Consider the following 24540-nt stretch of genomic DNA (forward strand, 5'->3'; position numbering starts at 1 on the left):
ATGGTGCATTCCGTTGAGCTGGTCTTCGACGCCGATACCGAGGCCGTGGTGCGCGGCATCTGGGATGCGCTGCGTGACAAGGATATTCCGAGTCAGGCGCCGGCCAGTCGGCCGCACGCGACGCTGACGGTGGCGCAGCGCATCGATGCCGAGGCGGATACGGTGCTGGCTGAACTCGTGGACCGATTCCCGCTGCCCTGCCGGCTCGGCGCGACCCTGATCTTCGGGCGATCCGCCGGGGTCCTGGCGCGACTGCTGGTCCCCACCGATGAGCTGCTCGGGGTGCAGGCCGATGCCTACCGGCTGTGTCTGCCGTTCATGGACCCGGCGCCGATGCCGCACGCCGAACCGGAGAACTGGACCCCGCATGTGACGTTGGCCCGGCGGGTGGCTCCGGCCAGGTTGGCCACGGCGGTGCGGATCGCCGGGCGTCCCGCCGAGATCGTCGGACAGGTGACAGGGCTACGGCATTGGGATGGCGACAAGCGCGTCGAACACCCGATCGGCTGAACAGCCGGCGCTCAATCCTGGCTCGGCTGCGAGATGTTGCGCCCGGAGCTGAGCGTGCTGGCACCCCGCACGGCCAACCCGTCGACGAGCAATTGCAGGCCGAACGCGAACTGCCGCGACGTGTCCCGGGTGAGCACCGACTGCTCGTCGGCCAGCGCGCCGGCCGCGTCCCATTGCAGTCGGGATTGTTCGTCGGCGGTGAAGCCCAGCACGTAGTACAGGACCGCGCGGGCGGCCAACTCGTCGTCGGGAGGCAACACCCCGGCGTGCTGGGCGGCGTCGGCGAGGTGCGCCACGATTTCGCCGACGCTCTCGGACTGGCCGGCGGCGAAGCTGGCCGAGACCAGCTCGGCCCCATCGGTGTGCGACAGCAGTGCGTCGCGCAGGGCCACACACATCTGGTGGATTCGGCTTGGCCAGGCTGTTGCGGTGGCTTCGGTCCGGACGGGTTGCAGGATGCGGTCGGCTACAGCGCCGAGCAGTTCCTGTTTGTTGGCGAAATGCCAGTACAGTGCGCCCGGGCTGACGTTGAGTTCGCGTGCGAGGCGCCGCATCGTCAGATCGGCGATGCCGTAGTTGTCCAGGATGGCCGTCGCCGCATCCACCACGTCGGGTTTGTGGAGTTGCACACCATTACCCTAGCCTGAACGGTGTTCAAGTGTCGGCTCGCCGACGTGTTCAAGTGTCGGCTCGACCGGCCACACGATCCACAGGAGGACTTTCGGTGAGGCAGGCAGCCGTAGACGTACTGGGCGTAGCTCGCGAGCAGGTTCTGGAACGTGGCGTCGGCCTCGACCAGGACCAGACGCTGCAGGTGCTGCAGCTGCCCGACGACAAGCTCGAGGAGCTGCTGGCGCTGGCGCACGAGGTCCGGATGAAGTGGTGCGGCCCCGAGGTCGAGGTCGAGGGCATCATCAGCCTCAAGACCGGTGGCTGCCCGGAAGACTGCCACTTCTGTTCCCAATCGGGTCTGTTCGCCTCCCCGGTGCGTAGCGCCTGGCTGGACGTCCCGAGCCTGGTAGAGGCGGCCAAGCAGACCGCCAAGACCGGCGCCACCGAGTTCTGCATCGTGGCTGCGGTGCGCGGCCCCGACGAGCGGCTGCTGGCCCAGGTGGCCGCCGGCATCGAGGCGATCCGCAACGAGGTCGACATTCAGATCGCCTGCTCGCTGGGCATGCTCACCCAGGAGCAGGTGGACCGCCTCAAGGAGATGGGCGTGCACCGCTACAACCACAATCTGGAGACCGCGCAGTCGTTCTTCCCGAACGTGGTCACCACCCACTCGTGGGAAGAGCGCTGGGGCACCCTGGAGATGGTGCGTGAGGCCGGTATGGAGGTCTGCTGCGGCGGCATCCTCGGCATGGGGGAGACGCTGGAGCAGCGTGCGGAGTTCGCCGCCAACCTGGCCCAGCTGAACCCGCACGAGGTGCCGCTGAACTTCCTCAACCCGCGCCCGGGCACCCCTTTCGGCGATCTTGAGGTCCTGCCGGCGGCTGAGGCGCTCAAGGCGGTGGCGGCATTCCGGCTGGCGTTGCCGCGCACCATGCTGCGGTTCGCCGGTGGTCGCGAGATCACCCTGGGCGACCTTGGTGCCAAGCAGGGCATCCTGGGCGGCATCAACGCCGTCATCGTCGGCAACTACCTGACCACCTTGGGGCGCCCGGCCGAGTCGGACCTCGAATTGCTCGACGATCTGCAGATGCCGATCAAGGCTCTCAACGCCAGCCTGTAGAACTTAGGTGGTGATGATCGAGGAAACGCCGGCTCTGCCCGCCCCCGTCGGCGCCGGCCTCTACAACGTCTACACCGGGGTCCAGGCTGACGCGGCCGATGGGACGGTGGTTCCCACCGCTGCCCAGCTCGGCTTGGAGCCGCCTCGGTTCTGTGCCGAGTGTGGCCGCCGGATGATCGTCCAGGTGCGCCCGACCGGGTGGTGGGCCAAGTGTTCGCGGCATGGGCAGGTGGATTCGATGGACCTGGATACGCGGCGATGAGCCTCTCGGGCGAAGAGCAGAGGGCACAGATGAGCCTCTCGGGCGAAGAGCAGAGGGCACAGGTTGGTCCTGCTCCCGCCAATATCCCTGGTGCGCCGCGTGTTTCGCGTGAGCGGGCGGTGGTGACGGTCATCGGAGCTCTGGCAGTGGTCGGTGCCGTACTCGGAGCGCTGTGGGCTTTCCTGGCCCCCGGCGTCCACGGTGTGGTGGCATTGACTCGTAGCGGTGAGCGGGTGCATGCCTATCTGGGCGGTGAGTCCGACCATTTCTTCACGTCGGCGTTCATGTTCGTCGGTTTGCTCGTCGTGATGGCGGTCGTGGCTGCGGTGGCGCTGTGGCAGTGGGCCGCACATCGCGGGCCGGTTCTGGTCGCCGCGTTGGCCGTCGGGTGTTCGGTGGCCACGGCGGTGGCCGCCGGTGTCGGTGCGGCAATTGCCCATTGGCGGTTCGGTTCGCTTGACATCGCCGGTGCACCGGTCACCCCCGAACACCGTGTCCACTATGTGGTGGAAGCTGCGTCTGTGTTTTTCGGGCACGGCCCGCTGCAGATCGCCGGGACGCTGTTGTTCCCGGCGGCCGCGGCGGCCATGGTGTACGCGCTGATCGCGGTGTCCACGGTGCGTGATGATCTGGGCGCCTGGCCCCCGGTTCAGACGCCGACGTATCCGGTCATCCCGCCGGTGGTCAGTCCTCCGGGCGCCTGACGGCTGCCGCCTCGAAAAGTTCGACGGGATTGCCGTCCGGGTCGGTGATCTGGATCTGCCGGCCGCCCGGACCCGTCTCCACCGAATTGCGGAACGCGACGCCGGCTCGGCGCAACTCGGTGATGGCTGCGTCGAGGTCGTCGACCTCGAGCACGAACCGGTTGTGGCCTCCGGGCGTCTGTGGGGTGCCGTCGGGCAGCTGACGTGCCCCTGAGCTGCCCGGGCCGCTGAGGAACAGGGTGAGGTTGCCGTTTGCGATGGCCGCGAACGCAGGCCCGCCGCGCAGAGCGACGTCGAATCCCAGGTGGTTGGTGTAGAAGGCGATTGCGCGCTCGACGTCGGTGACCTGGTAGCGGACCGCGCCGGTGCGGTAGGTGAGATGTCCAGACATGACCGCAGTGTGCCGATTTTCGCAGTGAATGTATTGAAGAAAATTGACCTATGGTTCGAGCGCGATGTGGTCGTCCTTCGCGACGTACCCACTGTGGCGTAGCTGTTGGGCCGGCGTCATCCCGGAGAACTCCTGGAACTCCCGGATCATGTGCGACTGGTCGGCATATCCGTGCTCGACGGCGAAGATCGGCCAGTGCGGTGGTGTCGGGGCCGAGGAGATGGCGTCGTGCGCGTGCCGGAACCGCTGCAGGCGGGCGAACCGTTTGGGGGGCATGCCGACCTGGGTGGTGAACAGCTGGATGAGCCTGCGGTGGCTGAAACCGACTTCGCGCGCGAGATTCTCGATTGCGGCTGGCCGGCGGCTGAGGCTGAGTGCATTCACGGCGAACGCCACTTCACGGGTCAATTCACGGTCGCTGTGAAAACGGGTGAGCAGTGCGCTCTCGATGATCTGCAGACGTTTCCCGACCGACTCCGCCTCGCAGATCTGGGAGCGAAGATCGGCGGCTCCGCGGTTCCACACGGCGGCGAGATCGACGTGGGAACCGCCAAGTTCGCGCGGTGGTATTCCGAGGATGGCGCGTACACCCCCCGGCCTGAAATGCACGCCCACCATCGTGGTGTGCGCGCGGGCGTCGATGTCGAATGCCCGGCTGTACGGTCCGCAGACCGTTGCTCCCGAGAATCGTTGTGGGCCTTGTTGGTTGGTGATGGCGATGGTGTCAGCATCCAGGTTGATGACGAGCTCGGTGGTGCCGGTGGGCAGGATTCGCTCGGCGGAATACCTGGGTCCGTCCGCAATGCACCACAGGTGGTCGACGCTGTTGCGCAGGGCCACCGCCGGGAGCTGACGGAAATATCGCATCTAGCCCCATTCTGCCAGCGATCGGCAGATCAGAGCGGGCGTCGCCGAACCGTCCTGCCCAAAGCGACCTTGGTCGCGATTCCGGCCAGTCGTGCCATGCCCATGTAGGTGATGGGATTGAGCAGCGTCGGCCACTTGGATCGCACCAGGTTGGCGGTCAGCGGGCGCTCGGCGAACCTGTCGTTCAGCCAGCGCAGCGCCATCGGCGCCGAGAACGGGTGCAACAGCAGGTGCTCGCTGAACATGTCGCGGTGGTAGGTCACGTCGGCGCCACCGGCCAGATACGTGTCGGCGAGTTCGTCGATGTCGTCGACCGAGATGATCTCGTCGTGCACGGCTTGAACGATCAGTACGGGCGGAATCGGCACGGCCACCCCGAGTTTGGTGTCCTGGAACACTTCGCTGACTTCGGGGCCGTCGAGGATCTCCTCCAGCGGCATGTCGACCAGGTCGGCCATGTCGGTGCGGAACATCCGCAGCACGGCCTCCACGGTGCTCATCCGGTGCAGGCGATCGAGGATTTTGCGTCCCTCGACCGTGGCGTGCTCGGCGATGACCCGATTGAGGTTGGGATAGATGTCGGCGAGCGCGGCCACCACGAGTGCAGGCAGGCCTGAGAACACGGTGCCGTTGAGCCGGCGGAACGTGTTTCCGAGGTTGCCGACGGGGGAGCCGAGGACGGCGCCGACGATGTTGAGTTCGGGCGCGTAGCTGCCGGCCATCTCGGCGGCCCAGGCGCTGGCCAGGCCACCGCCGGAGTAGCCCCAGAGGCCGATGTGGGCAGCTGGCGACAGCGACAGCTGCTCGGCATTGATCGCCGCACGCAAGCCGTCGAGCACTCGGTATCCGGGCTCGTACGGCGCGCCCCAGATGCCGTTGATGCCCTCGTGGTCGGGAACCGAGACCGCCCAGCCCTCGGCCAGCGCGGCCGAGATCAGCAGGAACTCCAGCTGGGCCAGCGAGCCGGTGGCCTTGGCGTGGTGGCGTAGCGCGTAGGACGGGAAGCAGCGGGCCGAGATGGCGTCGATGGCGCACTGATAGGACACGACGGGACAGTCCGGAGCGGCGTCAGCCGGGACGATGACGGTGGTGGCTGCCGCTTCGGGGAGGCCGTTGCGGTCGGTGGAGCGGTAGAGGAGTTGCGTGGCCTGCACATGCTGCGGGATCAGGCCGAGAAAGGCCAGTTCGACGTCGCGGCTACGCAGGACGGTGCCAGGTGCGGCGTGTTGGAAACCAGCGGGCGGTGCGTAGAACGCGTCTTTGTGGGGGAGCACGGGTCGAGCGGCCGGGGCGAGCTCCTCGTGAGGTGCTCGTCCGATCCATTCGGCCGCCGAGACGCTGGCCGCGCTGCCCAAGTCCATCCCGGCATTCTTACTTAAGAAGGGTCTAAGAAGCCACTCGACTCACCCGGGCGGGCGCAACGCGGCGAATTCGTCGGTGACGCGGTATCGGGAATCGGTGAATCGGAACAGCGCAGCGGGACGTCCGCCGCTGCGGCCGGATCGCGCGGTGGTGCCGGTGCGGGTGATGACCTTGCGACGTTCCAGTACTCGTTGCAGGTTCGTCGCATCGACCTGATGGTCGAGCGCGGAGCTGTAGATGTCCCGCAGCGTGGAGAGTGCGAATTCTTTTGGGGCCAAGGCGAATCCGATGTTGGTGTACGACAGTTTGGCGGCCAGCCGGTTCCTGGCGTGCTCGACCATCGGCGCGTGGTCGAAGGCCATCGGGGGTAGGTCGCTGACGGGGTGCCACCGGGTGTCCGGCGGCAGGGCCGGGGTGGACGGGGAGGGCACCAGGCCCAGGAATGTCGACGCGATGGTGCGCGTGCCGGGGACCCGCTGCGGGTCCGAAAACACCGCCAATTGCTCCAGGTGGGCGAGCTCACGCAGGTCGACCTTCTCGGCGAGCTGTCGCCTCACCGAGCTGATCAGGTCCTCGTCGTCCTCCAGCCGGCCGCCGGGCAGGGACCATTTGCCCCGCTCAGGATCTAGTGCGCGCTGCCACAGCAGCACGTGGAGTGCGGGTTGCCGGGTGTCGAGGCCGCGAACCTGGAACACGACGGCGAGCACTTCGTGCGCGGTGTTACCATGAGGCATGTTTTCGATTATAAGTCGAAAACCTGACGCAGTGGAGGAGGTCGGCGTGACCGCTCTCAATGGCACCCTCGCGGGGGGCTTGGCCGATCAGATTGTCGATGGTCCCGGTGGCTATTCCGGCGTCGACGGCGACCAGAAATGGGCTGCTGAGATCCGCCGGTTGGTCGATCAGCGCGGCGCGACGCTGCTGGCGCACAACTACCAGTTGCCGGCCATCCAGGACGTCGCCGACCACGTGGGTGACTCCCTGGCGCTCTCGCGAATCGCCGCCGAGGCCCCCGAGGACACCATCGTGTTCTGCGGTGTGCACTTCATGGCGGAGACGGCCAAGATCCTCAGCCCGGACAAGACGGTGCTGATCCCCGATCAGCGGGCCGGTTGCTCGCTGGCCGATTCGATCACCGCCGACGAGCTGCGGGCCTGGAAGGACGAGCACCCCGGCGCGGTCGTCGTCTCCTACGTCAACACCACCGCCGCGGTGAAGGCGCTGACCGACATCTGCTGCACGTCGTCGAACGCCGTCGAGGTGGTGGCCTCGATACCCGAGGACCGCGAGGTGCTGTTCTGCCCGGATCAGTTCCTCGGCGCGCACGTCCGGCGGGTCACCGGCCGCAAGAACCTGCACGTCTGGGCCGGTGAATGCCACGTACATGCCGGGATCAACGGCGACGAGCTGGCCGACCAGGCGCGGTCACACCCGGACGCCGAACTGTTCGTGCACCCTGAATGTGGATGTGCCACTTCGGCGCTGTACCTCGCGGGCGAGGGTGCGGTTCCCGAGGAGCGGGTGAAGATCCTGTCCACGGGCGGCATGCTCGACGCGGCCCGCGAGACCCGGGCGCGGCAGGTCCTCGTCGCCACCGAGGTGGGCATGTTGCACCAGCTGCGCAGGGCTGCACCCGAAGTCGACTTCCTGGCGGTCAACGACCGCGCGTCGTGCACCTACATGAAGATGATCACTCCGGCCGCGCTGCTGCGTTGCCTGATCGAGGGTGCCGACGAGGTGCATGTCGATCCCGAAACCGCCGCCCTGGGTCGTGCCAGCGTGCAGCGGATGATCGCGATTGGCCAGCCCGGCGGCGGCGAATGACCCCGACGGGCAGCGCCCGGGGATCAAGCCGCTTCGCCTGCGGCAGTTCGACGCTGTGGCAACAGCGCGCTGACGTCGTCGTGGTCGGTACCGGTGTCGCTGGTCTGGTGGCGGCCCTGGCTGCTCATCGCCGGGGTCGTCGGGTGGTCGTGCTGAGCAAGGCCCGGGAGACCGCGACCTTCTACGCCCAGGGTGGCATCGCCGTCGTCCTGCCGGACACCGAGGACTCGGTCGAGGCGCATGTCGCCGACACGGTCGCGGCCGGCGGCGGGCTGTGCGATGCGGACGCGGTGCGCTCCATCGTCGCGGCCGGTTACGACGCCGTCGCCGATCTGGTGGCCGACGGCGCGCGATTCGACGAGACCGCCCCGGGGCGGTGGGCACTGACCCGCGAGGGCGGACACACCCGGCGCCGGATCATTCACGCAGGCGGCGACGCCACCGGGGCCGAGGTCCAGCGTGCGCTCGATTCTGCGGCAGCCAATCTCGACATCCGCCGAGGCCACGTGGCGCTGCAGGTCCTGCGTGACGATGACACCGTCACCGGGGTACTGGTCCGCAATGAGGACGGCGTGGGCATCATCCACGCGCCGTCGGTCATTCTGGCCACCGGGGGACTCGGCCACGTCTACGCGGCCACCACCAACCCCAGCGGCTCGACCGGTGACGGCATCGCCCTGGCCCTGTGGGCTGGTGTGGCGGTCCGCGACATCGAGTTCGTCCAGTTCCACCCGACCATGCTGTACGCCGAGAACGGCGGTGGGCGGCGCCCGCTCATCACCGAAGCGCTGCGCGGTGAAGGCGCCATACTCGTTGACTCGCAAGGCAACTCGGTAACCGAAGGCGTTCACCCGATGGGCGATCTGGCCCCCCGCGATGTGGTCGCTGCGGCCATCAACGCCAGGCTGACCGCTACCGGCGACCCGTGCGTATACCTCGACGCCCGCGGTATCGCAGAGTTCTCCGACCGGTTTCCCACGGTGGCGGCGGCCTGCCTGGCGGCCGGGATCGACCCGACCCGCCAACCCATCCCGGTGGTGCCCGGCGCCCATTACAGCTGCGGCGGCGTCGTCACCGACGTGTACGGACGTACCGAACTGCCCGGGCTCTTCGCCGCTGGAGAAGTGGCCCGCACCGGGATGCACGGGGCCAACCGGTTGGCTTCCAACAGCTTGCTCGAAGGGCTGGTCGTCGGTGGCCGGGCCGGTCGGCTGGCGGCTGACCATGTGGGCGCGGTGGGCTCGGTGCGTGCACAAGCACCGCAGGACCGACGCCAGGACTGTGTTGACCGAAACATCTTGCAGCACAGCATGTCCGAGCATGCCTCAGTGGTCCGTGACGCTGACGGTCTGCATCGGCTCGATACCGTTCTGGCCGATGCGCGCTCGGTGCAGCCCGCCCATCGGCAGAGCTTCGAAGACGCAGCGCTCACCGTGACTGCCCGCGCCATCGCGGTCGCGGCCCTGGCCCGCACCGAAAGCCGTGGCTGCCACCATCGCGGCGACCATCCCGAAACCGACCCTGCTCAGGAGCATTCCGTGACGATTCGTGCCGTAGCCGGCCGGCCCGCCCTCGACGCCCCGACGGCGGTGTGCTGATGGCACTTTCGGATGTCGAGCTGGCCGAGGCGCAGACCACCATCGCGCGAGCACTCGAAGAAGACCTTCGCTACGGCCCGGACGTGACAACCATCGCCACCGTCGGCGCCGACGCGATGACCACCGCCAAAGTGGTCAACCGAGAGCCCGGGGTGGCTGCCGGTGTCGATATTGCGCTGCTGGTCCTCGACGAGGTGCTCGGTGCCGACGGCTACCGCGTGATCGACCGCGTCGAGGACGGTGCCCGGCTGGACGCCGGCTCGTCGATCCTGACGGTCGAGGCGCCGACCCGGGGTCTGCTGACCGCCGAACGGACCATGCTGAACCTGATGTGTCACCTGTCGGGGATCGCCACGGCGACCGCAGCCTGGGTGGACGCGGTGGCCGGCACCCACGCCAAGATCCGCGATACCCGCAAGACACTGCCGGGCCTGCGGGCGCTGCAGAAGTACGCGGTGCGTGTCGGCGGCGGGGTCAATCACCGCATGGGGCTGGGCGACGCCGCCCTGATCAAAGACAACCACGTCGCCGCGGCCGGGTCGGTGCTGGCCGCGCTCAAAGCCGTTCGGGCCGAGGCCCCGGACCTGCCGTGCGAGGTCGAGGTGGATTCCCTCGAACAACTCGACGACGTGCTTTCCGCCGATGTCGAGCTGGTGCTACTCGACAACTTCCCGGTGTGGCAGACCCAGATCGCGGTTCAGCGCCGGGATACCCGTTCGCCCAAGACCTTGCTCGAATCCTCGGGCGGTCTGTCACTGGACAGTGCCGGTGATTACGCCGGCACCGGGGTCGACTATCTCGCGATCGGCGCCCTCACGCATTCGGTGCGGGTGCTCGACATCGGTCTTGACACCTAGGCAGTACGCCATAACCGCATGGGTCTGGGATAGGTGCGCCGGCGGTCGTCAACAAGGTGGCGGATTGCTGCTTGATAGTGACTGCAATCCGCCACGTAGTGTGCCCATGCGCCGTGCGGCCCGGCTCATGGCCACTCAAGCCGTCGCGCCGCGACGCACCAACGACAACGCCACCGCAGCGGTGGCGAACAGCCCGGAGAACACCCGGCCGAGCACGGTCTGCTGACGCGGTGTGTGCAGCCAGCTGAGTAGCCGGGCGGCTAGACCGGCGTAGAGACTCATCACGACGACGTCGACGGCGACCATGGTCGCGCCGATCGCCAGATACTGCGGCAGCAGGGGCGCGGTTGGCATCACGAACTGCGGCAGCACCGCGACCAGGAACACCAAGCCTTTCGGATTGGTGGTGTTCACCAGGAAACCGCGCATCACCAACGCCAGGCGGCCCGGATCGGCCGTGCCGCCCATCCGATCGCGCAGATCCTGCGAGGCGCTGCGCCATTGCTGAACCGCCAGGTAGATCAGGTATGTCACCCCGATCCACTTGACGACGTGGAACGCCAGGATCGACTTGGCGACGACAGCGCCAAGGCCGACGGCTACCAGCACCAGTTGGGCAAGCAGCCCGATCTGCAGACCCAGCACGCTCCAAGACCCTCGGCGCACACCGTGGGTCAGGCCGGTCGCCATCGACTGGATCGCCCCGGCGCCGGGGGACAGGCTGATAACGATCGACGCGCCGAGAAACGCGAGCCAGATCTGCCAGGTCATGCATGCAGTCTGGCCAGCGTGTCAAACGATATCTGCGACGAAGACGCCCATCCGCCGGGCGGCGTTTCGGGGGATGCGGGGGAGTGTCGGATCGTCGGTGCCCGCCGGCACCACGCGGGGATTGGTGATCTTGATGTCGCCGCGGAACAGGTGCACGTCCGCCCCGCCTGCTGCAATCACGTTTTTCACCCAGTTGGTCTTTCCGTGCAGCAGCGTCACCGCGAACACATTGTCCTTGCGGTAACTGGTGACGATTGTCTCGTACGGCGTTCCCGAGGTGCGGCCCCGATGCTTGATCACCGTGAACCCGGGCAGGCGCTTGGAAAACGGTTTCACCAGGGGGTTGATGTACTTGATCTGGAAGCGTTCCAGCGCGGGCGGCATGAGCATCGGTACGCCGGGGGCGTTGTTGGGGTGGTCTTTCGCGGACATCTAGGGCTCCATTCGGCAGTCTGGAACCACCCTACGGCGCGTGGTGCCGGCGACAGCGGGTGACGGATTTTTATCAACTGGACTGATCAGGGACAATTGAACCGATGGCCGAGTTTCAGATGTCCCGTATCGACCTGCGTAACCGTGTGCTGAACGCCGCGCAGTTGCGATCCGCGCTGCCCCGCGGCGGAGTCGACGTGGACGCAGTGGTGCCCAAGGTCCGCCCGATCGTGGAGGCCGTCGCCGAGCATGGCGCCAAGGCCGCCCTCGATTACGGCCAGTCGTTCGACGGCATCCGGCCCGACGTCGTGCGAGTCCCGGCGGCCCGCCTGGCGGCCGCCCTGAACGAACTCGACCCCGACGTACGCGCCGCCCTCCAGGTCGCGATCGACCGGGCTCGCGCGGTGCACGCCGATCAACGTCGCACCGACACCACCACCACGCTGGCTCCCGGCGCCACCGTCACCGAGCGCTGGGTACCTGTTGAGCGGGTGGGGCTGTACGTACCGGGCGGCAATGCGGTCTACCCGTCGAGTGTCGTGATGAACGTTGTCCCGGCCCAGACCGCCGGTGTCGATTCGCTGGTGATCGCCAGCCCGCCGCAGGCGGAGTTCGACGGACTGCCGCACCCGACCATCCTGGCCGCGGCAGCGCTTCTGGGCGTCGATGAGGTGTGGGCCGTCGGCGGTGCGCAGGCGGTCGCGCTGCTGGCTTACGGCGGCACCGATACCGATGGTGCCGAACTCGCCCCGGTCGACATGATCACCGGGCCCGGCAACATCTATGTGACTGCCGCCAAACGGATCTGCCGTTCGCAGGTGGGTATTGACGCCGAGGCCGGCCCGACGGAGATCGCGATCCTGGCCGACGGCATCGCCGATCCGGTGCACGTCGCCGCGGACCTGATCAGCCAGGCCGAGCACGACGAGATGGCCGCCAGTGTGCTGGTCACCGACAGTGAAGCTCTCGCCGAGGCCACCGACCGGGAGCTCACCCGCCAGCTGGCGACCACCGTGCACGTGGATCGGGTCCGCGCAGCGCTGTCGGGCAAGCAGTCCGCGATCGTGCTCGTCGACGACATCGACGCCGGAGTGCGGGTGGTGAACGCTTACGCGGCCGAGCACCTGGAGATCCAGACCGAGGATGCGCCCGCGGTGGCCGGCCGGATTCGTTCGGCGGGAGCCATTTTCGTGGGTGCATGGTCTCCGGTCAGCCTTGGTGACTACTGCGCCGGCTCCAATCACGTGCTGCCGACGGCGGGCTGCGCCCGGCATTCCAGCGGTCTGTCCGTGCAGACGTTCCTGCGCGGCATCCACGTCGTCGAGTACGACGAGGCCGCGCTAAAAGACGTTTCCGGACACGTGATCACGTTGTCCAAGGCGGAAAACCTGCCCTCGCACGGCGAGGCGGTACGACGGAGGTTCGAGCGGTGAGCGCGCGGGACGTGACGTTGGCTGATCTGCCGCTGCGCGAAAACTTGCGCGGAAAGTCGCCTTACGGCGCCCCGCAGTTGGTGGTTCCGGTGCGGTTGAACACCAACGAGAACCCACATCCGCCGACTCAGGCCCTGATCGACGACGTCGCGGCCTCGGTCCGCGACGCGGCCGCCGAACTGCACCGTTATCCCGATCGTGACTCGGTGCAGCTGCGAACCGACCTGGCCGCCTACCTCACCGCGGCCACCGGAGTGCATCTGACCGTCGACAATCTGTGGGCGGCAAACGGTTCCAACGAGATCCTGCAGCAGCTGCTGCAGGCCTTCGGCGGGCCGGGACGCAGCGCGATCGGGTTCGTGCCGTCGTACTCGATGCACCCGATCATCTCCGATGGCACCCAGACCGAGTGGTTGCAGGCGGCACGTGCGGCCGATTTCGGACTCGACATCGACGTGGCGGTGGCCGCCGTGCAGGCACGCACGCCCGACGTGGTGTTCGTGGCGAGCCCCAACAACCCGTCGGGGCAGAGTGTTTCGGCTGACGACCTGCGCCGGCTGTTGCAAGCGATGCCGGGCGGCATCCTGATCGTCGACGAGGCGTATGGCGAGTTCTCCTCGCAACCCAGCGCGGTCACTCTGATCGACGAGTTCCCGACCAAGTTGATCGTCACCCGCACGATGAGCAAGGCGTTCGCGTTCGCCGGTGGCCGGCTGGGTTATCTGGCCGCCGCGCCCGCGGTGATCGATGCCCTGCTGCTGGTGCGTCTGCCGTATCACCTGTCGGTGCTCACCCAGGCCGCCGCGTGTGCCGCATTGCGCCATGCTGACGACACCCTGGCCAGCGTGGCGACCCTGGCTGCCGAACGTGACCGCGTCAGCGCCGAACTGACCCGACTCGGCTATCGCGTGATCCCCAGCGACGCGAACTTCGTGTTGTTCGGCGAGTTCACCGACGCACCCGCGGCGTGGCAGCGGTACCTGGACAAGGGCATCCTGATCCGCGATGTCGGCATCCCTGGATTCCTGCGCACCACAATCGGTCTGACCGAGGAGAACGACGCATTCCTGGCCGCCAGCGCCGGTCTGGCCGCCACCGAGATTCAGCCCGCAAACAGCCCGGTAGGAGCATCGTGACCCGTCGCGCGAAGGTCGAACGAAAGACCAGGGAATCCGACATCACCGTCGAGATCGACCTCGACGGCACCGGTGTCGTCGACATCGACACCGGTGTTCCGTTCTTCGATCACATGCTGACTTCGCTGGGCACCCACGCCAGCTTCGATCTGACGGTGCACGCCAAGGGCGACATCGAGATCGAGGGCCACCACACGGTCGAGGACACCGCGATCGTGCTGGGCCAGGCGCTCGGAGAGGCCCTCGGTGACAAGAAGGGCATCCGCCGGTTCGGTGACGCGTTCATACCGATGGACGAGACCCTGGCGCATGCCGCGGTCGACGTGTCCGGGCGGCCGTACTTCGTGCACACCGGCGAGCCCGAGTTCATGGTGGAGTTCACCATCGCGGGGTCCAGCGCGCCGTACCACACCGTGATCAACCGGCACGTGTTCGAATCACTGGCGTTCAACGCCCGCATCGCATTGCACGTGCGCACGCTCTACGGCAGGGACCCGCACCACATGACCGAGGCCCAGTACAAGGCGGTGGCGCGCGCCCTGCGGCAGGCCGTGGAATACGACGCCCGGGTCACCGGCGTCCCGTCGACCAAAGGCACGCTGTGACTGCTGGCAAGAAGAGGCAAGTCGTCGTATTGGACTACGGATCGGGCAATCTGCGCTCAGCCCAACGCGCGCTGGAGCGGGTCGGTGCCGACGTCGAAGTGACCGCTGATCCGGGTGCTGCCGCGGCGGCTGACGGCCTCGTGGTGCCGGGTGTCGGTGCATTCGAGGCCTGCATGACCGGGCTGCGTGCGATCGGTGGCGAGAAGATCATCGCCGACCGTCTGCAGCACGCTCGTCCGGTGCTGGGCGTCTGCGTCGGGATGCAGATCCTGTTCGCACGCGGGGTGGAGTTCGGGACGGAGTCCACCGGGTGCGGGCAGTGGCCCGGTTCGGTGACCCGGCTGGAGGCACCGGTGATCCCGCACATGGGCTGGAATGTCGTCGACGCCGCGGCCGGCAGCACCCTGTTCAAGGGACTCGACGCCACCACTCGCTTCTATTTCGTGCATTCGTACGCCGCGCAGGAGTGGTCCGGTAATCCGGACGCGCTGGTTACCTGGGCGACGCATCACGTGCCGTTCATCGCTGCCGTCGAAGACGGGGCGTTGTCGGCCACGCAATTTCATCCGGAGAAGAGCGGCGACGCCGGTGCGACGCTACTCGCGAATTGGGTTGAGGGACTGTGAGTTTGATTCTGTTGCCGGCTGTCGACGTGGTGGACGGCAAGGCGGTGCGTCTGGTGCAGGGCAAGGCGGGCAGTGAGACCGATTACGGTTCGGCGCTGGAGGCAGCGCAAGCCTGGCAGCGCGACGGCGCCGAGTGGATCCACCTGGTGGACCTGGACGCGGCCTTCGGCCGTGGCAGCAACCGTGATCTGCTGGCCGAGCTGGTCGGCAAGCTCGACGTGAAAGTCGAACTGTCCGGCGGCATCCGCGATGACGAGTCGTTGAAGGCCGCCATGGGCACCGGCTGCGCCCGGGTGAACATCGGCACTGCGGCCCTGGAAAGCCCCGAGTGGTGTCGTGGTGCCATCGCCGAGTACGGCGACCGGGTCGCCGTGGGGCTGGACGTGCAACTCGAGAACGGGAATTGGCGGCTGCGCGGCCGTGGCTGGGAGACCGACGGCGGTGACCTGTGGGAGGTGCTGGATCGCCTTGACCGCGAAGGGTGCTCGCGCTACGTCGTCACCGACGTCACCAAGGACGGCACCTTGACCGGGCCCAACCTAGAGCTGCTCGCAGCGGTGGCCGATCGCACCGATGCCCCGGTGATCGCCTCGGGCGGGGTGTCCAGCCTCGACGATCTGCGGGCGATCGCCACGCTGACCAGCCACGGTGTCGAGGGCGCGATTGTCGGGAAAGCGCTCTACGCCGAACGATTCACTTTGCCGCAGGCGTTGGCCGCGGTCAGCGGATAAGCGGGGTGGCTGCCCTGGACCCGTCGAAGTTGGCCGCACTCGTCGATGCGGCATCCGAGATCCTCGACGCTGCGTCGGTGCCGTTCGTCGCCGGGCACCGCGCCGACTCCGCGGTGAGCAAGCAGGGCAACGACTTCGCCACCGAGGTCGACCTCGCGATCGAACGGCAAGTGGTGCGGGCATTGACCGAGGCCACCGGGATCGGCGTGCACGGTGAGGAATTCGGCGGGGAGCCGATCGATTCCCCGCTGGTGTGGGTGCTCGACCCGATCGACGGCACGTTCAACTACGCGGCCGGGTCGCCGATGGCGGCCATCCTGCTCGGGTTGCTGGCCGACGGCGAGCCGGTGGCCGGCCTGACCTGGCTGCCGTTCACCGGACAGCGCTACTCGGCGCTCGCCGGAGGGCCGGTGCGAGACAACGGCACCGCCCTGCCGGCGCTGGGCTCGCCGACGCTGACCGACTCGATCGTCGGGATTCAAACTTTCAACATCGACTCCCGTGGCCGCTTTCCGGGCCGCTACCGGGTCGAGGTGTTGTCCAACCTCAGCCGGGTGTGCTCGCGCGTGCGGATGCACGGCGCCACCGGGGTGGACCTGGCCTATGTGGCGGCCGGCGTCCTGGGCGGGGCCATCAGTTTCGGTCACCACATCTGGGATCACGCCGCGGGTGTGGCGCTGGTGCGTGCGGCCGGTGGGATCGTGACCGACCTGGCCGGCGATCCTTGGACGGCGGAGTCGAAGTCGGCGCTGGCCGCGGCGCCCGGTGTGCACGAGCGCATGTTGGAAATCGTGAAATCCGCTGGCAATCCGGAGGACTACCTGTGAGCACCATCAGTGATGTGGCAACGAGGGTGATCCCGTGCCTCGACGTCGACGCCGGTCGAGTGGTCAAGGGCGTCAACTTCGAGAACCTCCGGGACGCAGGCGATCCCGTCGAACTCGCAGCCGCCTATGACGCCGAGGGCGCCGACGAGCTGACGTTCCTCGACGTGACCGCGTCCTCGTCCGGACGCGCCACCATGCTCGAAGTGGTCAAGCGCACCGCCGAGCAGATTTTCATCCCGCTGACCGTCGGTGGCGGGGTGCGCGCTGTCGAGGACGTCGACGTGCTGTTGCGGGCCGGCGCCGACAAGGTGTCGGTCAACACCGCTGCGATCGCTCGGCCGGAACTGCTGGCCGAGATGGCCCGCCAGTTCGGTTCGCAGTGCATCGTGCTCAGTGTCGATGCCCGCACCGTGCCGGCCGGTGAGCAGTCCACCCCGTCGGGGTGGGAAGTGACGACCCATGGCGGCCGCCGCGGCACCGGCATCGACGCCGTCGAATGGGCCGTCCGAGGCGCGGAACTCGGGGTCGGTGAGATACTGCTCAACTCGATGGACCGCGACGGCACCAAGGCCGGGTTCGACCTGCCGATGTTGCGCGCGGTGCGTGCCGCCGTGGGCGTGCCGGTGATCGCCAGCGGCGGGGCCGGTGCAGTGGCCGACTTCGCGCCCGCCGTGCAGGCCGGGGCCGACGCCGTGCTGGCGGCGAGTGTGTTCCATTTCCGGGAGATGACCATCGGCCAGGTCAAGGCCGCGATGGCGGCGGAAGGGATTGTGGTCAGATGAGCCTCGATCCCGGCATCGCCAAGCGCCTCAAGCGCAACGCCGAGGGGTTGTTCAGCGCGGTGGCGCAGGAGCGCTCCACCGGCCAGGTGCTGATGGTCGCCTGGATGGACGACGACGCACTGGCCCGCACCCTGGAAACCCGTGAGGCCACCTATTTTTCACGGTCCCGCGGCGAGCAATGGGTCAAAGGCCTGACCTCGGGGCACACGCAGTACGTGCACTCGGTCCGCCTGGACTGCGACGGCGACACAGTGTTGCTCGAGGTCGACCAGACCGGGGCAGCCTGCCACACCGGTGCGCACACCTGCTTCGACGCGGACGTGCTCTTGCCGCGCGTGGACTGACTGATCCGCGCGGTTTGCCAGGAGGACACGTCGCGTCGTGGGGGGCTGGTGCTGTGCATCGGTGACTCGGTGTCGGAGTGGATCAACGAAGCGCCCGAGCCCGAGAATCTGCCGGAGGATTGGCGGCCTGCGCCTCCACCGGACCCCGGTCCAGACGAGCCGCCGTTCTGAGAGCGGCCCGTCGTATTACCCACGATCGCGCGTTGCGGTGCGGAGTTGTCGGTGTCGTCGGCAACAATGACGGGGTGACTGACACCGCCGCGACCCGCAAAGCGCGCGGTGCGTTCTTCACCCCATCCGAGATCACGCGCTACCTCACCAGGTGGGCCATCCGGTCTGGCGATGATGCGGTATTCGAACCCGCGGCGGGGGAGGCGGCATTCGTGGTCGAGGCGGTCGCCCGGCTGGCCGAATTGGGTGCTCCCCACCCGAGGGTCGACGGGGTGGAACTCCACGCAGCCAGTGCGGCCGCCGCCCGCAAGCGTGTCGCGGCGGCCGGCGGCACAGCCCGTATCAGAACGGCCGACTTCTTCACGATCGAACCGCGTGCCGAATACACCGCGGTGATCGGTAACCCGCCCTACATCCGCTATCAGGATTTTCGGGGTGCCACCCGGGCCCAGTCGCGCCGCGCCGCCCTCAAAGCAGGCGTCACGCTGTCCGGGTTGGCCTCGAGCTGGGCGGCATTCACCGTGCACGCCGCGCTGTTTCTCAAACCGGGCGGTCGCCTGGCACTCGTGTTGCCCGCCGAGTTGCTCAGCGTCAACTACGCGGCGGCGGTCCGGAAGTTCTTGTTCGACCAGTTCGCCAGCGTCGAGCTGGTGATGTTCGACGAGCAGGTGTTTCCCGAAGCCGAGGCCGACGTGGTGCTGCTGCTGGCCGACGGCTACGGCGGCGGGCCCACCGGTCACGCTGTGATCCATCGCGCCCGCAATGCGGCATCTCTGACATCTGAACTCGCACAACGTCGTTGGTCCCCGCGCGATCCCTCCGACAAATGGGTCAGCGGCTTGATCGGCAGCGCGCCGGTGGATGCGCTCCACGGTCTGCACGACGCTGGACAGTTCGGCACGCTGGAGACCTGGGGCGACACGACACTCGGCATGGTGACCGGCAACAACAGCTTCTTTGCGCTGTCCCCGCAACGAGTGCGTGAACTGGGCCTGCGGCGCACTGACCTACTGCCGCTGTCGCCACCCGGCAGTGCGCACCTGCGTGGTCTGACGTTGTCGGGTGACCAGCTGGCGAGGCTGGGGGAGGAAGGGCGGTCCATCCACCTGTTCCGGCCGGCCGGCTCTCCATCTGGTGCTGCGCAGCGCTACATCGACGCCGGTCACGCCGCTGGTGTGCATCTGGCCTACAAGTGCCGGGTGCGGCGGCCCTGGTATCAGGTGCCGTTGGTGACTCCCGCGGACTTGCTACTGACGTGCATGAATGCCGATACACCGCGGCTGGTCAGCAATCGGGCCAAGGCACACCACCTCAACTCGGTGCACGGCGTGTACCTGCGCAACGATGTGCGGACGCTGGGCCGTGACCTGCTCGGGCTGGCCGCACTGAACTCGGTGACGGTGCTGCACGCCGAGATAGTCGGCCGCTCCTACGGCGGCGGCATCCTCAAAATCGAACCCCGCGAGGCGGACCGTTGGCTCGTCCCGTCACCCGATCTGGTGGCTACCCGCGCTGCCGAATTGCGGGCGGTTCGCCGACGCATCGGGACGTTATTGGAGCGCGGGAACCTCCTCGATGCAACCCGCCTCGTCGACGAGGCGCTGGGGCTCGAGACCTGGGTCGCCTTGGAACCCGTTCGGGCCGCACGCGATTCATTGGCCACCCGCCGGACGGTAAGGTCTCGGCGTGCCCGCTGAACCGTCGACCAAAGCCACCGCGTGGGCCATCTTCGACCGCATCGTGGCCGACGCGGCGCCCGGCGGCGTGCACACCAATCCTTGGGCGCGGGTGGCCGGTGAGCTGACCTACGTTCCCGATTTCCGGGTACTGCGCAAGCTGCTCGGAGTGCCGTTGTACCTTGATGCGCCGTCGACCACCGGGGTCCCCGCGTTGGCGCTCGATGTGTGGCTGGCCTACGAGCTGCGCCGCGCCGGATTCGACCCGGATGCGGTGTGGCCGCGCCCGACGGATCCGCGCATCATGCCCAGTGCCATCGCGAGTCTGCTTGAAGCGCTGCCGCAAAAAGAACGTCACCTGATCGAGCAACGGCTGAAGCGGTCGATGAAGGGCGTTGCCGCGTCGAGTGCCAGTGTGCTGGGCAAGCACTATATGAAACAGGTCGACGTGGTGATGTCGGACTGGGACACCGGGCCGGAATTGCTGATCAGCACCAAACGCATGGATTCCAGTTTCGGCAAGAACGCCGCCAACCGCGTCGAGGAAAGTTACGGCGACGCCAAGAATCTGCGCCTGCGCCACCCGTTGTCTGCGCTGGGATTCGTCTACGGTCTGCGCTCGACGATCCTGAGCACCGAACCGGACAAGGCCGAGTGGCTCATCGACCTGCTGGGCAAGCTCGGTACCGAGGACGACGCGTATCACGCCGTGGCGCTGGTGATGATCGATTACGACTCCGAGGTGGCCGAGTCCGCGGACGAGGAAGTCGACAGCATCGAAAAGGCCGAGCCCGACGCTCTGTTCGAGATCGTCGACGTAGCCACGGCGGCCGTCGACGAGGCGTTGGCGGCCCTACCCGACATCGCGATCCGGCACGACACAGTGCCAGCCGAGCTGCAGCCTTCGCGATTTCTGGCGACCATGGTCAACCGCGTCATCGACACCACACCGGTGACCCGGCACCGGGAGGCGCGCCGGCGGCGCAATACACCGTCGGAGCCTGAGCGTCAGGCCTAGAGCACCCGTGAGCTGGCTTTGGCTCGTGCGCTCCATCGGCCGTCCTCGAACCCCACCATCACAGGGTGGGCGAACGCTTCGCTGACGTGGTCGGTGTTGACCACTTCGTGTGCCAGGCCGCTGGCGACGGTACGTCCCTGCGAGATCAGCAGGGCGTGCGTGGTGCTGGTGGGCAGTTCCTCGAGGTGGTGGGTGACGAGGATCGATGCCATGTCGGGATGCGAATCGTCGAGTGTGTCAAGGGTTTCCAGCAGCTGTTCGCGAGCCGCAACGTCCAGGCCCGTCGTCGGCTCATCCAGCAGGAGCAGTCGCGGATCCGCGATCAGTGCCCGCGCGATCAAGGTGCGGCCGCGCTCACCTTGGGACAAGGTGGGCCAGATGGCGTCGGCGCGGGCCGAGAGCCCCACGGTGTCGATCAGTTCGTCGGCCCGCCGCGCCTCCTCGGGAGTGGGCGTCCAGCGCGCGGCGACGTCGATGGTGGCGGTGATCCCGGTGAGTACCACCTCGCGCACGGTGAGTGGGTACTGCAGGCGGTGCCGGGGATTCACGTGACCGATGGAGCGGCGCAGTACTGCCAAGTCGGTGCGTCCCATCTGACCGCCGAGCACGTGTACGGTCCCGGTCGTCGGAAACGTCACGGCGGCACAGAAACCCAGAAGTGTGCTCTTGCCGGCGCCGTTGGGCCCCAGCAGTGCCCAATGCTCACCGGACTGCACTGTCAGAGAGATGCCGTCGATGATCTGCTTGCCGTCGCGGCGGAACGTCACATCGGCGATGTCGAGGACCGGGGTCATGCGAACGACTCCTTCAAAGAGCTCAAGTGGGTTCTGCTGGCGGCTGCGGCGGCCTCGGGGTTGCGGGCGACGATCGCGTCGGCCAACTGCTGATGCAGGCCGTGATCGCAGGGTTCGTCGGTGATCGGGCGGATCTTGAGCATGTCGATCATGGCCAGCCGCAGTCGTGGCAGGAACGCGTCGAACAACTGGATCAGCACCTCGTTGTGGGCTGCGGCAATCACCGTGCGGTGAAACGCCATATCCGCGTCGACGTGATCGGGTACCGACTGTCCCACCACTCCGCGGGCGGCCAGGGTACGACGGATCGCGCGCAGATCAGCGGGGGTGCGTCGGGCGGCCGCCAGTGCCGCAGCCTCGGCCTCGATGGCGATGCGGGCCTCGATCACGGACACGATGGTGGCGCGTCGCAGCACGGTGTCCCAGTCTTCGGCGGCATCGAGCGAGGTCACGAATACGCCGGCGCCCTGCCGGCTCTCCAGCACACCTTTGCCAGACAGCTCGCGGATTGCTTCGCGCAGCGTGGAACGGCCCACTCCGAGCTGCGCGGCCAGCGTCGTCTCGCCGGGAAGTCGATGGCCCAATGGCCATTCGCCCTGGCGGATGCGCGTCAGGAGGAGCTGGGCGGTCTGGGTCGCCAGCGGGTGACGCTGAACTTGGGAGGTCATCGAAACCTGTCTACTTGTCTGAGGAGTTGTGTAGAGTCTACCCATCATGACGCGCGTCCTCCTGCTTAGCCGCCGCGGCGGGGCCTGAATCGACCGGCCCCCTGCCGTGGGGCTGTGTCGCGCCGGTCGAATTCCCAACCCGACCGAAGGCACCCTCATGACAACGTCCGCATTTCCCACCATCAGCACCCCGGCCGGGAACATCCCGGCGACCGCGCCGGCCTGGAACCGGCAGCGGCACTCTCAAATGTCCTCGCACCGCTACGCCAGTGTCTATGACCGTGTCGAAGTCCCACTGGTCCAACGCGATTGGCCCACGGCGCGCATCGATGCCGCGCCGCTGTGGGTGCCAGTGGACCTGCGCGACGGCAATCAGGCGCTGGCCGAGCCGATGGACCCGGACCGCAAGCGCCGCTTCTTCGAATTGCTGGTCGCTATGGGCTACAAGGAGATCGAGGTCGGATACCCGTCCGCCTCGCAGACCGACTTCGACTTTGTGCGGCTGCTGGCCGAATCCGACATCGCCCCGCCTGATGTCACCATCGTGGTGTTCGTCCCGGCGCGACGCGACTTGATCGAGAGGACCGTGGACTCGGTGCGCGGCATCCGCAACGACGTCGTCATCCACATGTACACCGCCACCGCACCCACCTGGCGCGACGTCGTCCTGGGCAAGGACCGCACCGCATTACGTGACCTGATCCTGGCCGGCGCCGGTGATGTCGTCGAGTGCACCGACGGCATGCCGAATGTGCGGTTCGAGTTCTCCCCAGAAGTGTTCAACCTCACTGAGCCCGACTACGTGCTGGAGCTGTGTGACGCCGTCACCGAGCTGTGGCAGGCCAGCCCGCAACGTCCGGTCATCCTGAACCTGCCGGCCACCGTCGAGATCGCCACGCCGAACGTGTACGCCGATCAGATCGAGTACATGCACCGCAACGTGTCCCGCCGTGACAGCGTGATCCTCTCCGTGCATCCGCACAACGACCGGGGCACCGGCATCGCCTGCGCCGAGCTGGCGGTGCTGGCCGGCGCACAGCGAGTGGAAGGCTGCGTGTTCGGCAACGGGGAACGCACCGGCAATGTCGACATCGCCACACTGGCGCTGAATCTGCATGCGCAGGGCGTCGATCCGATGATCGACTTCTCCGACATCGACGAGATCGCGCGTACGGTCAGCCATTGCACCCGCATGCCGATCCATGAGCGTCATCCCTACGTCGGCGACATGGTGCACACGGCGTTCTCCGGAACGCATCAGGACGCGATCAAGAAGGGTTTCGCCGAGCATCGCGCCAGGGCCGCCGCCACCGGGCAGCCGGAGAACGAAATCGATTGGCGGGTGCCGTATCTGCCGATCGACCCGGCTGACCTCGGCCGCACCTACGACGCGGTGATTCGAGTGAATTCGCAATCCGGCAAGGGCGGTATCGCCTACCTGCTGGCAGCAGAGTACGGATTGGAGCTGCCGCGACGGCTGCAGATCGAGTTCGCCCGCCATGTCCAGGACCACACCGACGAAAGCGGCGCGGAAGTCACCGCTGCCGAGCTCTTCGAGCTGTTCGAGTCGACCTACCTGGAAACGTCGGGGCCGGTGCAGCTCAAAGACTGGCGCACCGGCGGCGATGGTGCCGCCGCGGTCACCGACATCACCCTGGTCTGCGACGGGCGCACCGCGGCCAGCAGCCATCGTGGAATCGGCCCGGTGGACGCGCTGCGTGCCGCACTCGCCGAGATCGGCTATCCGATCGAGGTGCTGAGCCTGACCCAGCAATCCATCGGCAGCGCCGCCGTCAGCTACCTGGAGTACCGCGCGTCTGGTCGCACCGGTTGGGCGTGCGGACGCAGCGACTCGGTGCTCGCGGCGTCGATGGCGGCGGTGCTGCGGGCGGTCAACGCGCCTTGAGCAGCTCGAGCGCTTTGTCGGCGTGGGTGTCCATGCTGATCTCGCTGGAGATCACCCCGAGCAGGGTGCGGTCGGTGTCGATGACGAACGTGGTCCGCTTGACCGGCATGAGCTTGCCGAGGAGGCCACGTTTGACCCCGAATTGCGCGGCCACCTTGCCATCGGCATCTGAGAGCAGCGGGTAGTCGAAGTTCTGGATGTCGGCGAACTTGGCCTGCTTGGCGACCGGGTCGGTGCTGATGCCGACCCGGTTCGCGCCCGCCGCGGCGAACTCGCCGGCCAGATCCCGGAAATGGCAGGCCTCCTTGGTGCATCCCGGAGTCATTGCGGCCGGATAGAAGAACAGCACCACCGGGCCGTCGGCGAGCAGGCTGGTCAGGCTGCGGATCGCACCGGTCTGATCCGGCAGTTCGAACTCGGCAACGGTGTCACCCGTCTTCAGGGATGTCATGGATCGCTACGGTACGCCGTCTGCATGGCAGAGCCGCGGCCCCGATCTGGGAGAATTGTCCG

Annotated in this window: 28 protein-coding genes; 18 read left to right on the plus strand and 10 right to left on the minus strand. The window is 67.4% G+C overall.

The window, feature by feature from the left end; all coding sequences use genetic code 11:
* Entirely contained in the window at positions 1-510 is a 510-nt protein-coding gene (locus BKG60_RS11645; protein ID WP_070943704.1) for a 2'-5' RNA ligase family protein, read from the plus strand.
* 11 nt (positions 511-521) lie between these two features.
* Here the strand turns inward: BKG60_RS11645 and BKG60_RS11650 are convergent, their stop codons facing one another.
* Positions 522-1139 (minus strand): TetR family transcriptional regulator, encoded by a 618-nt coding sequence (locus BKG60_RS11650; RefSeq protein ID WP_070188838.1) that lies wholly within the window; start codon positions 1137-1139, stop codon positions 522-524.
* A 95-nt stretch (positions 1140-1234) separates the two neighbouring features.
* On the opposite strand from BKG60_RS11650, the gene bioB reads away from it, so the two are divergent.
* Genes bioB through BKG60_RS11665 form a run of 3 tightly spaced genes read left to right on the plus strand, consistent with a single transcriptional unit; the run spans position 1235 to position 3208 of the window.
* A complete protein-coding gene (gene bioB / locus BKG60_RS11655) occupies positions 1235-2242 on the plus strand; it encodes a biotin synthase BioB (RefSeq protein WP_070943705.1) in 1008 nt (335 codons plus the stop codon).
* A gap of 13 nt (positions 2243-2255) precedes the next feature.
* The gene (gene bsaP, locus BKG60_RS11660; protein WP_083284515.1) at positions 2256-2504 is read left to right on the plus strand and encodes a biotin synthase auxiliary protein BsaP; all 249 of its coding nucleotides are present in this window, start codon (positions 2256-2258) and stop codon (positions 2502-2504) included.
* A 29-nt stretch (positions 2505-2533) separates the two neighbouring features.
* A complete protein-coding gene (locus BKG60_RS11665; protein ID WP_070943753.1) occupies positions 2534-3208 on the plus strand; it encodes a DUF2567 domain-containing protein in 675 nt (224 codons plus the stop codon).
* Here BKG60_RS11665 and BKG60_RS11670 read toward each other — a convergent pair.
* The 4 genes from BKG60_RS11670 to BKG60_RS11685 are packed head-to-tail and all read right to left on the minus strand — an operon-like array spanning position 3189 to position 6562.
* Positions 3189-3599, minus strand: a complete 411-nt coding sequence (locus BKG60_RS11670) for a VOC family protein (protein WP_070943706.1) — start codon at positions 3597-3599, stop codon at positions 3189-3191. The genes BKG60_RS11665 and BKG60_RS11670 overlap by 20 nt on opposite strands.
* Positions 3600-3647: 48 nt before the next feature.
* A complete protein-coding gene (locus BKG60_RS11675; RefSeq protein WP_070943707.1) occupies positions 3648-4466 on the minus strand; it encodes a DUF6597 domain-containing transcriptional factor in 819 nt (272 codons plus the stop codon).
* Between the two features lie 29 nt (positions 4467-4495).
* Positions 4496-5827: a lipase family protein gene (locus BKG60_RS11680; RefSeq protein WP_070943708.1), complete on the minus strand. Its 1332-nt coding sequence runs from the start codon at positions 5825-5827 to the stop codon at positions 4496-4498.
* Between the two features lie 42 nt (positions 5828-5869).
* The gene (locus tag BKG60_RS11685) at positions 5870-6562 is read right to left on the minus strand and encodes an NUDIX hydrolase (RefSeq protein WP_070188834.1); all 693 of its coding nucleotides are present in this window, start codon (positions 6560-6562) and stop codon (positions 5870-5872) included.
* A gap of 46 nt (positions 6563-6608) precedes the next feature.
* Here BKG60_RS11685 and nadA point away from each other — a divergent pair, with 46 nt between their 5' ends.
* From nadA to nadC, 3 genes are read left to right on the plus strand one after another with little or no spacing between them, the layout of a single operon-like run.
* Positions 6609-7652 carry a quinolinate synthase NadA gene (gene nadA, locus BKG60_RS11690; protein WP_070188865.1) on the plus strand — a complete coding sequence of 348 codons (1044 nt, stop codon included), beginning with the start codon at positions 6609-6611 and terminating at the stop codon, positions 7650-7652.
* The gene (locus tag BKG60_RS11695) at positions 7649-9250 is read left to right on the plus strand and encodes an L-aspartate oxidase (protein WP_070943709.1); all 1602 of its coding nucleotides are present in this window, start codon (positions 7649-7651) and stop codon (positions 9248-9250) included. The genes nadA and BKG60_RS11695 overlap by 4 nt, the downstream gene beginning before the upstream one ends.
* Positions 9250-10107, plus strand: coding sequence for a carboxylating nicotinate-nucleotide diphosphorylase (gene nadC, locus BKG60_RS11700; RefSeq protein ID WP_070943754.1), 858 nt, complete (start codon positions 9250-9252; stop codon positions 10105-10107). The genes BKG60_RS11695 and nadC overlap by 1 nt, the downstream gene beginning before the upstream one ends.
* Positions 10108-10242: 135 nt before the next feature.
* Here the strand turns inward: nadC and rhtB are convergent, their stop codons facing one another.
* Complete coding sequence (rhtB, locus tag BKG60_RS11705) at positions 10243-10878, minus strand: homoserine/homoserine lactone efflux protein (RefSeq protein ID WP_070943710.1); 636 nt, start codon at positions 10876-10878, stop codon at positions 10243-10245.
* A gap of 21 nt (positions 10879-10899) precedes the next feature.
* Positions 10900-11310, minus strand: coding sequence for a nitroreductase family deazaflavin-dependent oxidoreductase (locus tag BKG60_RS11710; RefSeq protein ID WP_070188831.1), 411 nt, complete (start codon positions 11308-11310; stop codon positions 10900-10902).
* A 104-nt stretch (positions 11311-11414) separates the two neighbouring features.
* On the opposite strand from BKG60_RS11710, the gene hisD reads away from it, so the two are divergent.
* The 10 genes from hisD to BKG60_RS11760 all read left to right on the plus strand — a co-directional run bounded on the left by hisD (position 11415) and on the right by BKG60_RS11760 (position 20659).
* Complete coding sequence (hisD, locus tag BKG60_RS11715) at positions 11415-12743, plus strand: histidinol dehydrogenase (RefSeq protein ID WP_070943711.1); 1329 nt, start codon at positions 11415-11417, stop codon at positions 12741-12743.
* The gene (locus BKG60_RS11720; protein ID WP_070943712.1) at positions 12740-13879 is read left to right on the plus strand and encodes a histidinol-phosphate transaminase; all 1140 of its coding nucleotides are present in this window, start codon (positions 12740-12742) and stop codon (positions 13877-13879) included. Before hisD ends, BKG60_RS11720 begins: the two co-directional genes overlap by 4 nt.
* Positions 13876-14484, plus strand: coding sequence for an imidazoleglycerol-phosphate dehydratase HisB (gene hisB / locus BKG60_RS11725; RefSeq protein WP_070943713.1), 609 nt, complete (start codon positions 13876-13878; stop codon positions 14482-14484). Before BKG60_RS11720 ends, hisB begins: the two co-directional genes overlap by 4 nt.
* Positions 14481-15110: an imidazole glycerol phosphate synthase subunit HisH gene (hisH, locus tag BKG60_RS11730; RefSeq protein WP_070943714.1), complete on the plus strand. Its 630-nt coding sequence runs from the start codon at positions 14481-14483 to the stop codon at positions 15108-15110. The genes hisB and hisH overlap by 4 nt, the downstream gene beginning before the upstream one ends.
* Positions 15107-15841 (plus strand): bifunctional 1-(5-phosphoribosyl)-5-((5-phosphoribosylamino)methylideneamino)imidazole-4-carboxamide isomerase/phosphoribosylanthranilate isomerase PriA, encoded by a 735-nt coding sequence (gene priA / locus BKG60_RS11735; protein WP_070943715.1) that lies wholly within the window; start codon positions 15107-15109, stop codon positions 15839-15841. Before hisH ends, priA begins: the two co-directional genes overlap by 4 nt.
* Positions 15842-15846: 5 nt before the next feature.
* The gene (locus BKG60_RS11740; RefSeq protein WP_374243259.1) at positions 15847-16668 is read left to right on the plus strand and encodes an inositol monophosphatase family protein; all 822 of its coding nucleotides are present in this window, start codon (positions 15847-15849) and stop codon (positions 16666-16668) included.
* Positions 16665-17450 carry an imidazole glycerol phosphate synthase subunit HisF gene (gene hisF / locus BKG60_RS11745; protein WP_070188824.1) on the plus strand — a complete coding sequence of 262 codons (786 nt, stop codon included), beginning with the start codon at positions 16665-16667 and terminating at the stop codon, positions 17448-17450. Before BKG60_RS11740 ends, hisF begins: the two co-directional genes overlap by 4 nt.
* On the plus strand, positions 17447-17794 hold the full coding sequence (gene hisI / locus BKG60_RS11750) for a phosphoribosyl-AMP cyclohydrolase (RefSeq protein ID WP_070943716.1): 348 nt from the start codon (positions 17447-17449) through the stop codon (positions 17792-17794). The genes hisF and hisI overlap by 4 nt, the downstream gene beginning before the upstream one ends.
* Positions 17795-18039: 245 nt before the next feature.
* Positions 18040-19662 carry an N-6 DNA methylase gene (locus tag BKG60_RS11755; RefSeq protein WP_207549537.1) on the plus strand — a complete coding sequence of 541 codons (1623 nt, stop codon included), beginning with the start codon at positions 18040-18042 and terminating at the stop codon, positions 19660-19662.
* The gene (locus BKG60_RS11760; protein WP_070943717.1) at positions 19652-20659 is read left to right on the plus strand and encodes a hypothetical protein; all 1008 of its coding nucleotides are present in this window, start codon (positions 19652-19654) and stop codon (positions 20657-20659) included. The genes BKG60_RS11755 and BKG60_RS11760 overlap by 11 nt, the downstream gene beginning before the upstream one ends.
* Here the strand turns inward: BKG60_RS11760 and BKG60_RS11765 are convergent.
* Both BKG60_RS11765 and BKG60_RS11770 read right to left on the minus strand, forming a co-directional pair.
* Positions 20656-21453 (minus strand): ABC transporter ATP-binding protein, encoded by a 798-nt coding sequence (locus tag BKG60_RS11765; protein WP_070943718.1) that lies wholly within the window; start codon positions 21451-21453, stop codon positions 20656-20658. The genes BKG60_RS11760 and BKG60_RS11765 overlap by 4 nt on opposite strands.
* On the minus strand, positions 21450-22121 hold the full coding sequence (locus tag BKG60_RS11770) for a FadR/GntR family transcriptional regulator (RefSeq protein ID WP_070943719.1): 672 nt from the start codon (positions 22119-22121) through the stop codon (positions 21450-21452). Before BKG60_RS11770 ends, BKG60_RS11765 begins: the two co-directional genes overlap by 4 nt.
* 247 nt (positions 22122-22368) lie before the next feature.
* Here BKG60_RS11770 and BKG60_RS11775 point away from each other — a divergent pair, with 247 nt between their 5' ends.
* Complete coding sequence (locus BKG60_RS11775; RefSeq protein WP_070943757.1) at positions 22369-24027, plus strand: 2-isopropylmalate synthase; 1659 nt, start codon at positions 22369-22371, stop codon at positions 24025-24027.
* On the opposite strand, the gene BKG60_RS11780 is transcribed toward BKG60_RS11775, so the two are convergent.
* Positions 24014-24469, minus strand: coding sequence for a peroxiredoxin (locus BKG60_RS11780; RefSeq protein ID WP_165617741.1), 456 nt, complete (start codon positions 24467-24469; stop codon positions 24014-24016). The genes BKG60_RS11775 and BKG60_RS11780 overlap by 14 nt on opposite strands.
* Positions 24470-24540 lie beyond the last annotated feature (71 nt).

Origin of the sequence: Mycobacterium syngnathidarum, assembly GCF_001942625.1 — a bacterium.
GTDB classification, from domain to species: Bacteria; Actinomycetota; Actinomycetes; order Mycobacteriales; family Mycobacteriaceae; genus Mycobacterium; species Mycobacterium syngnathidarum.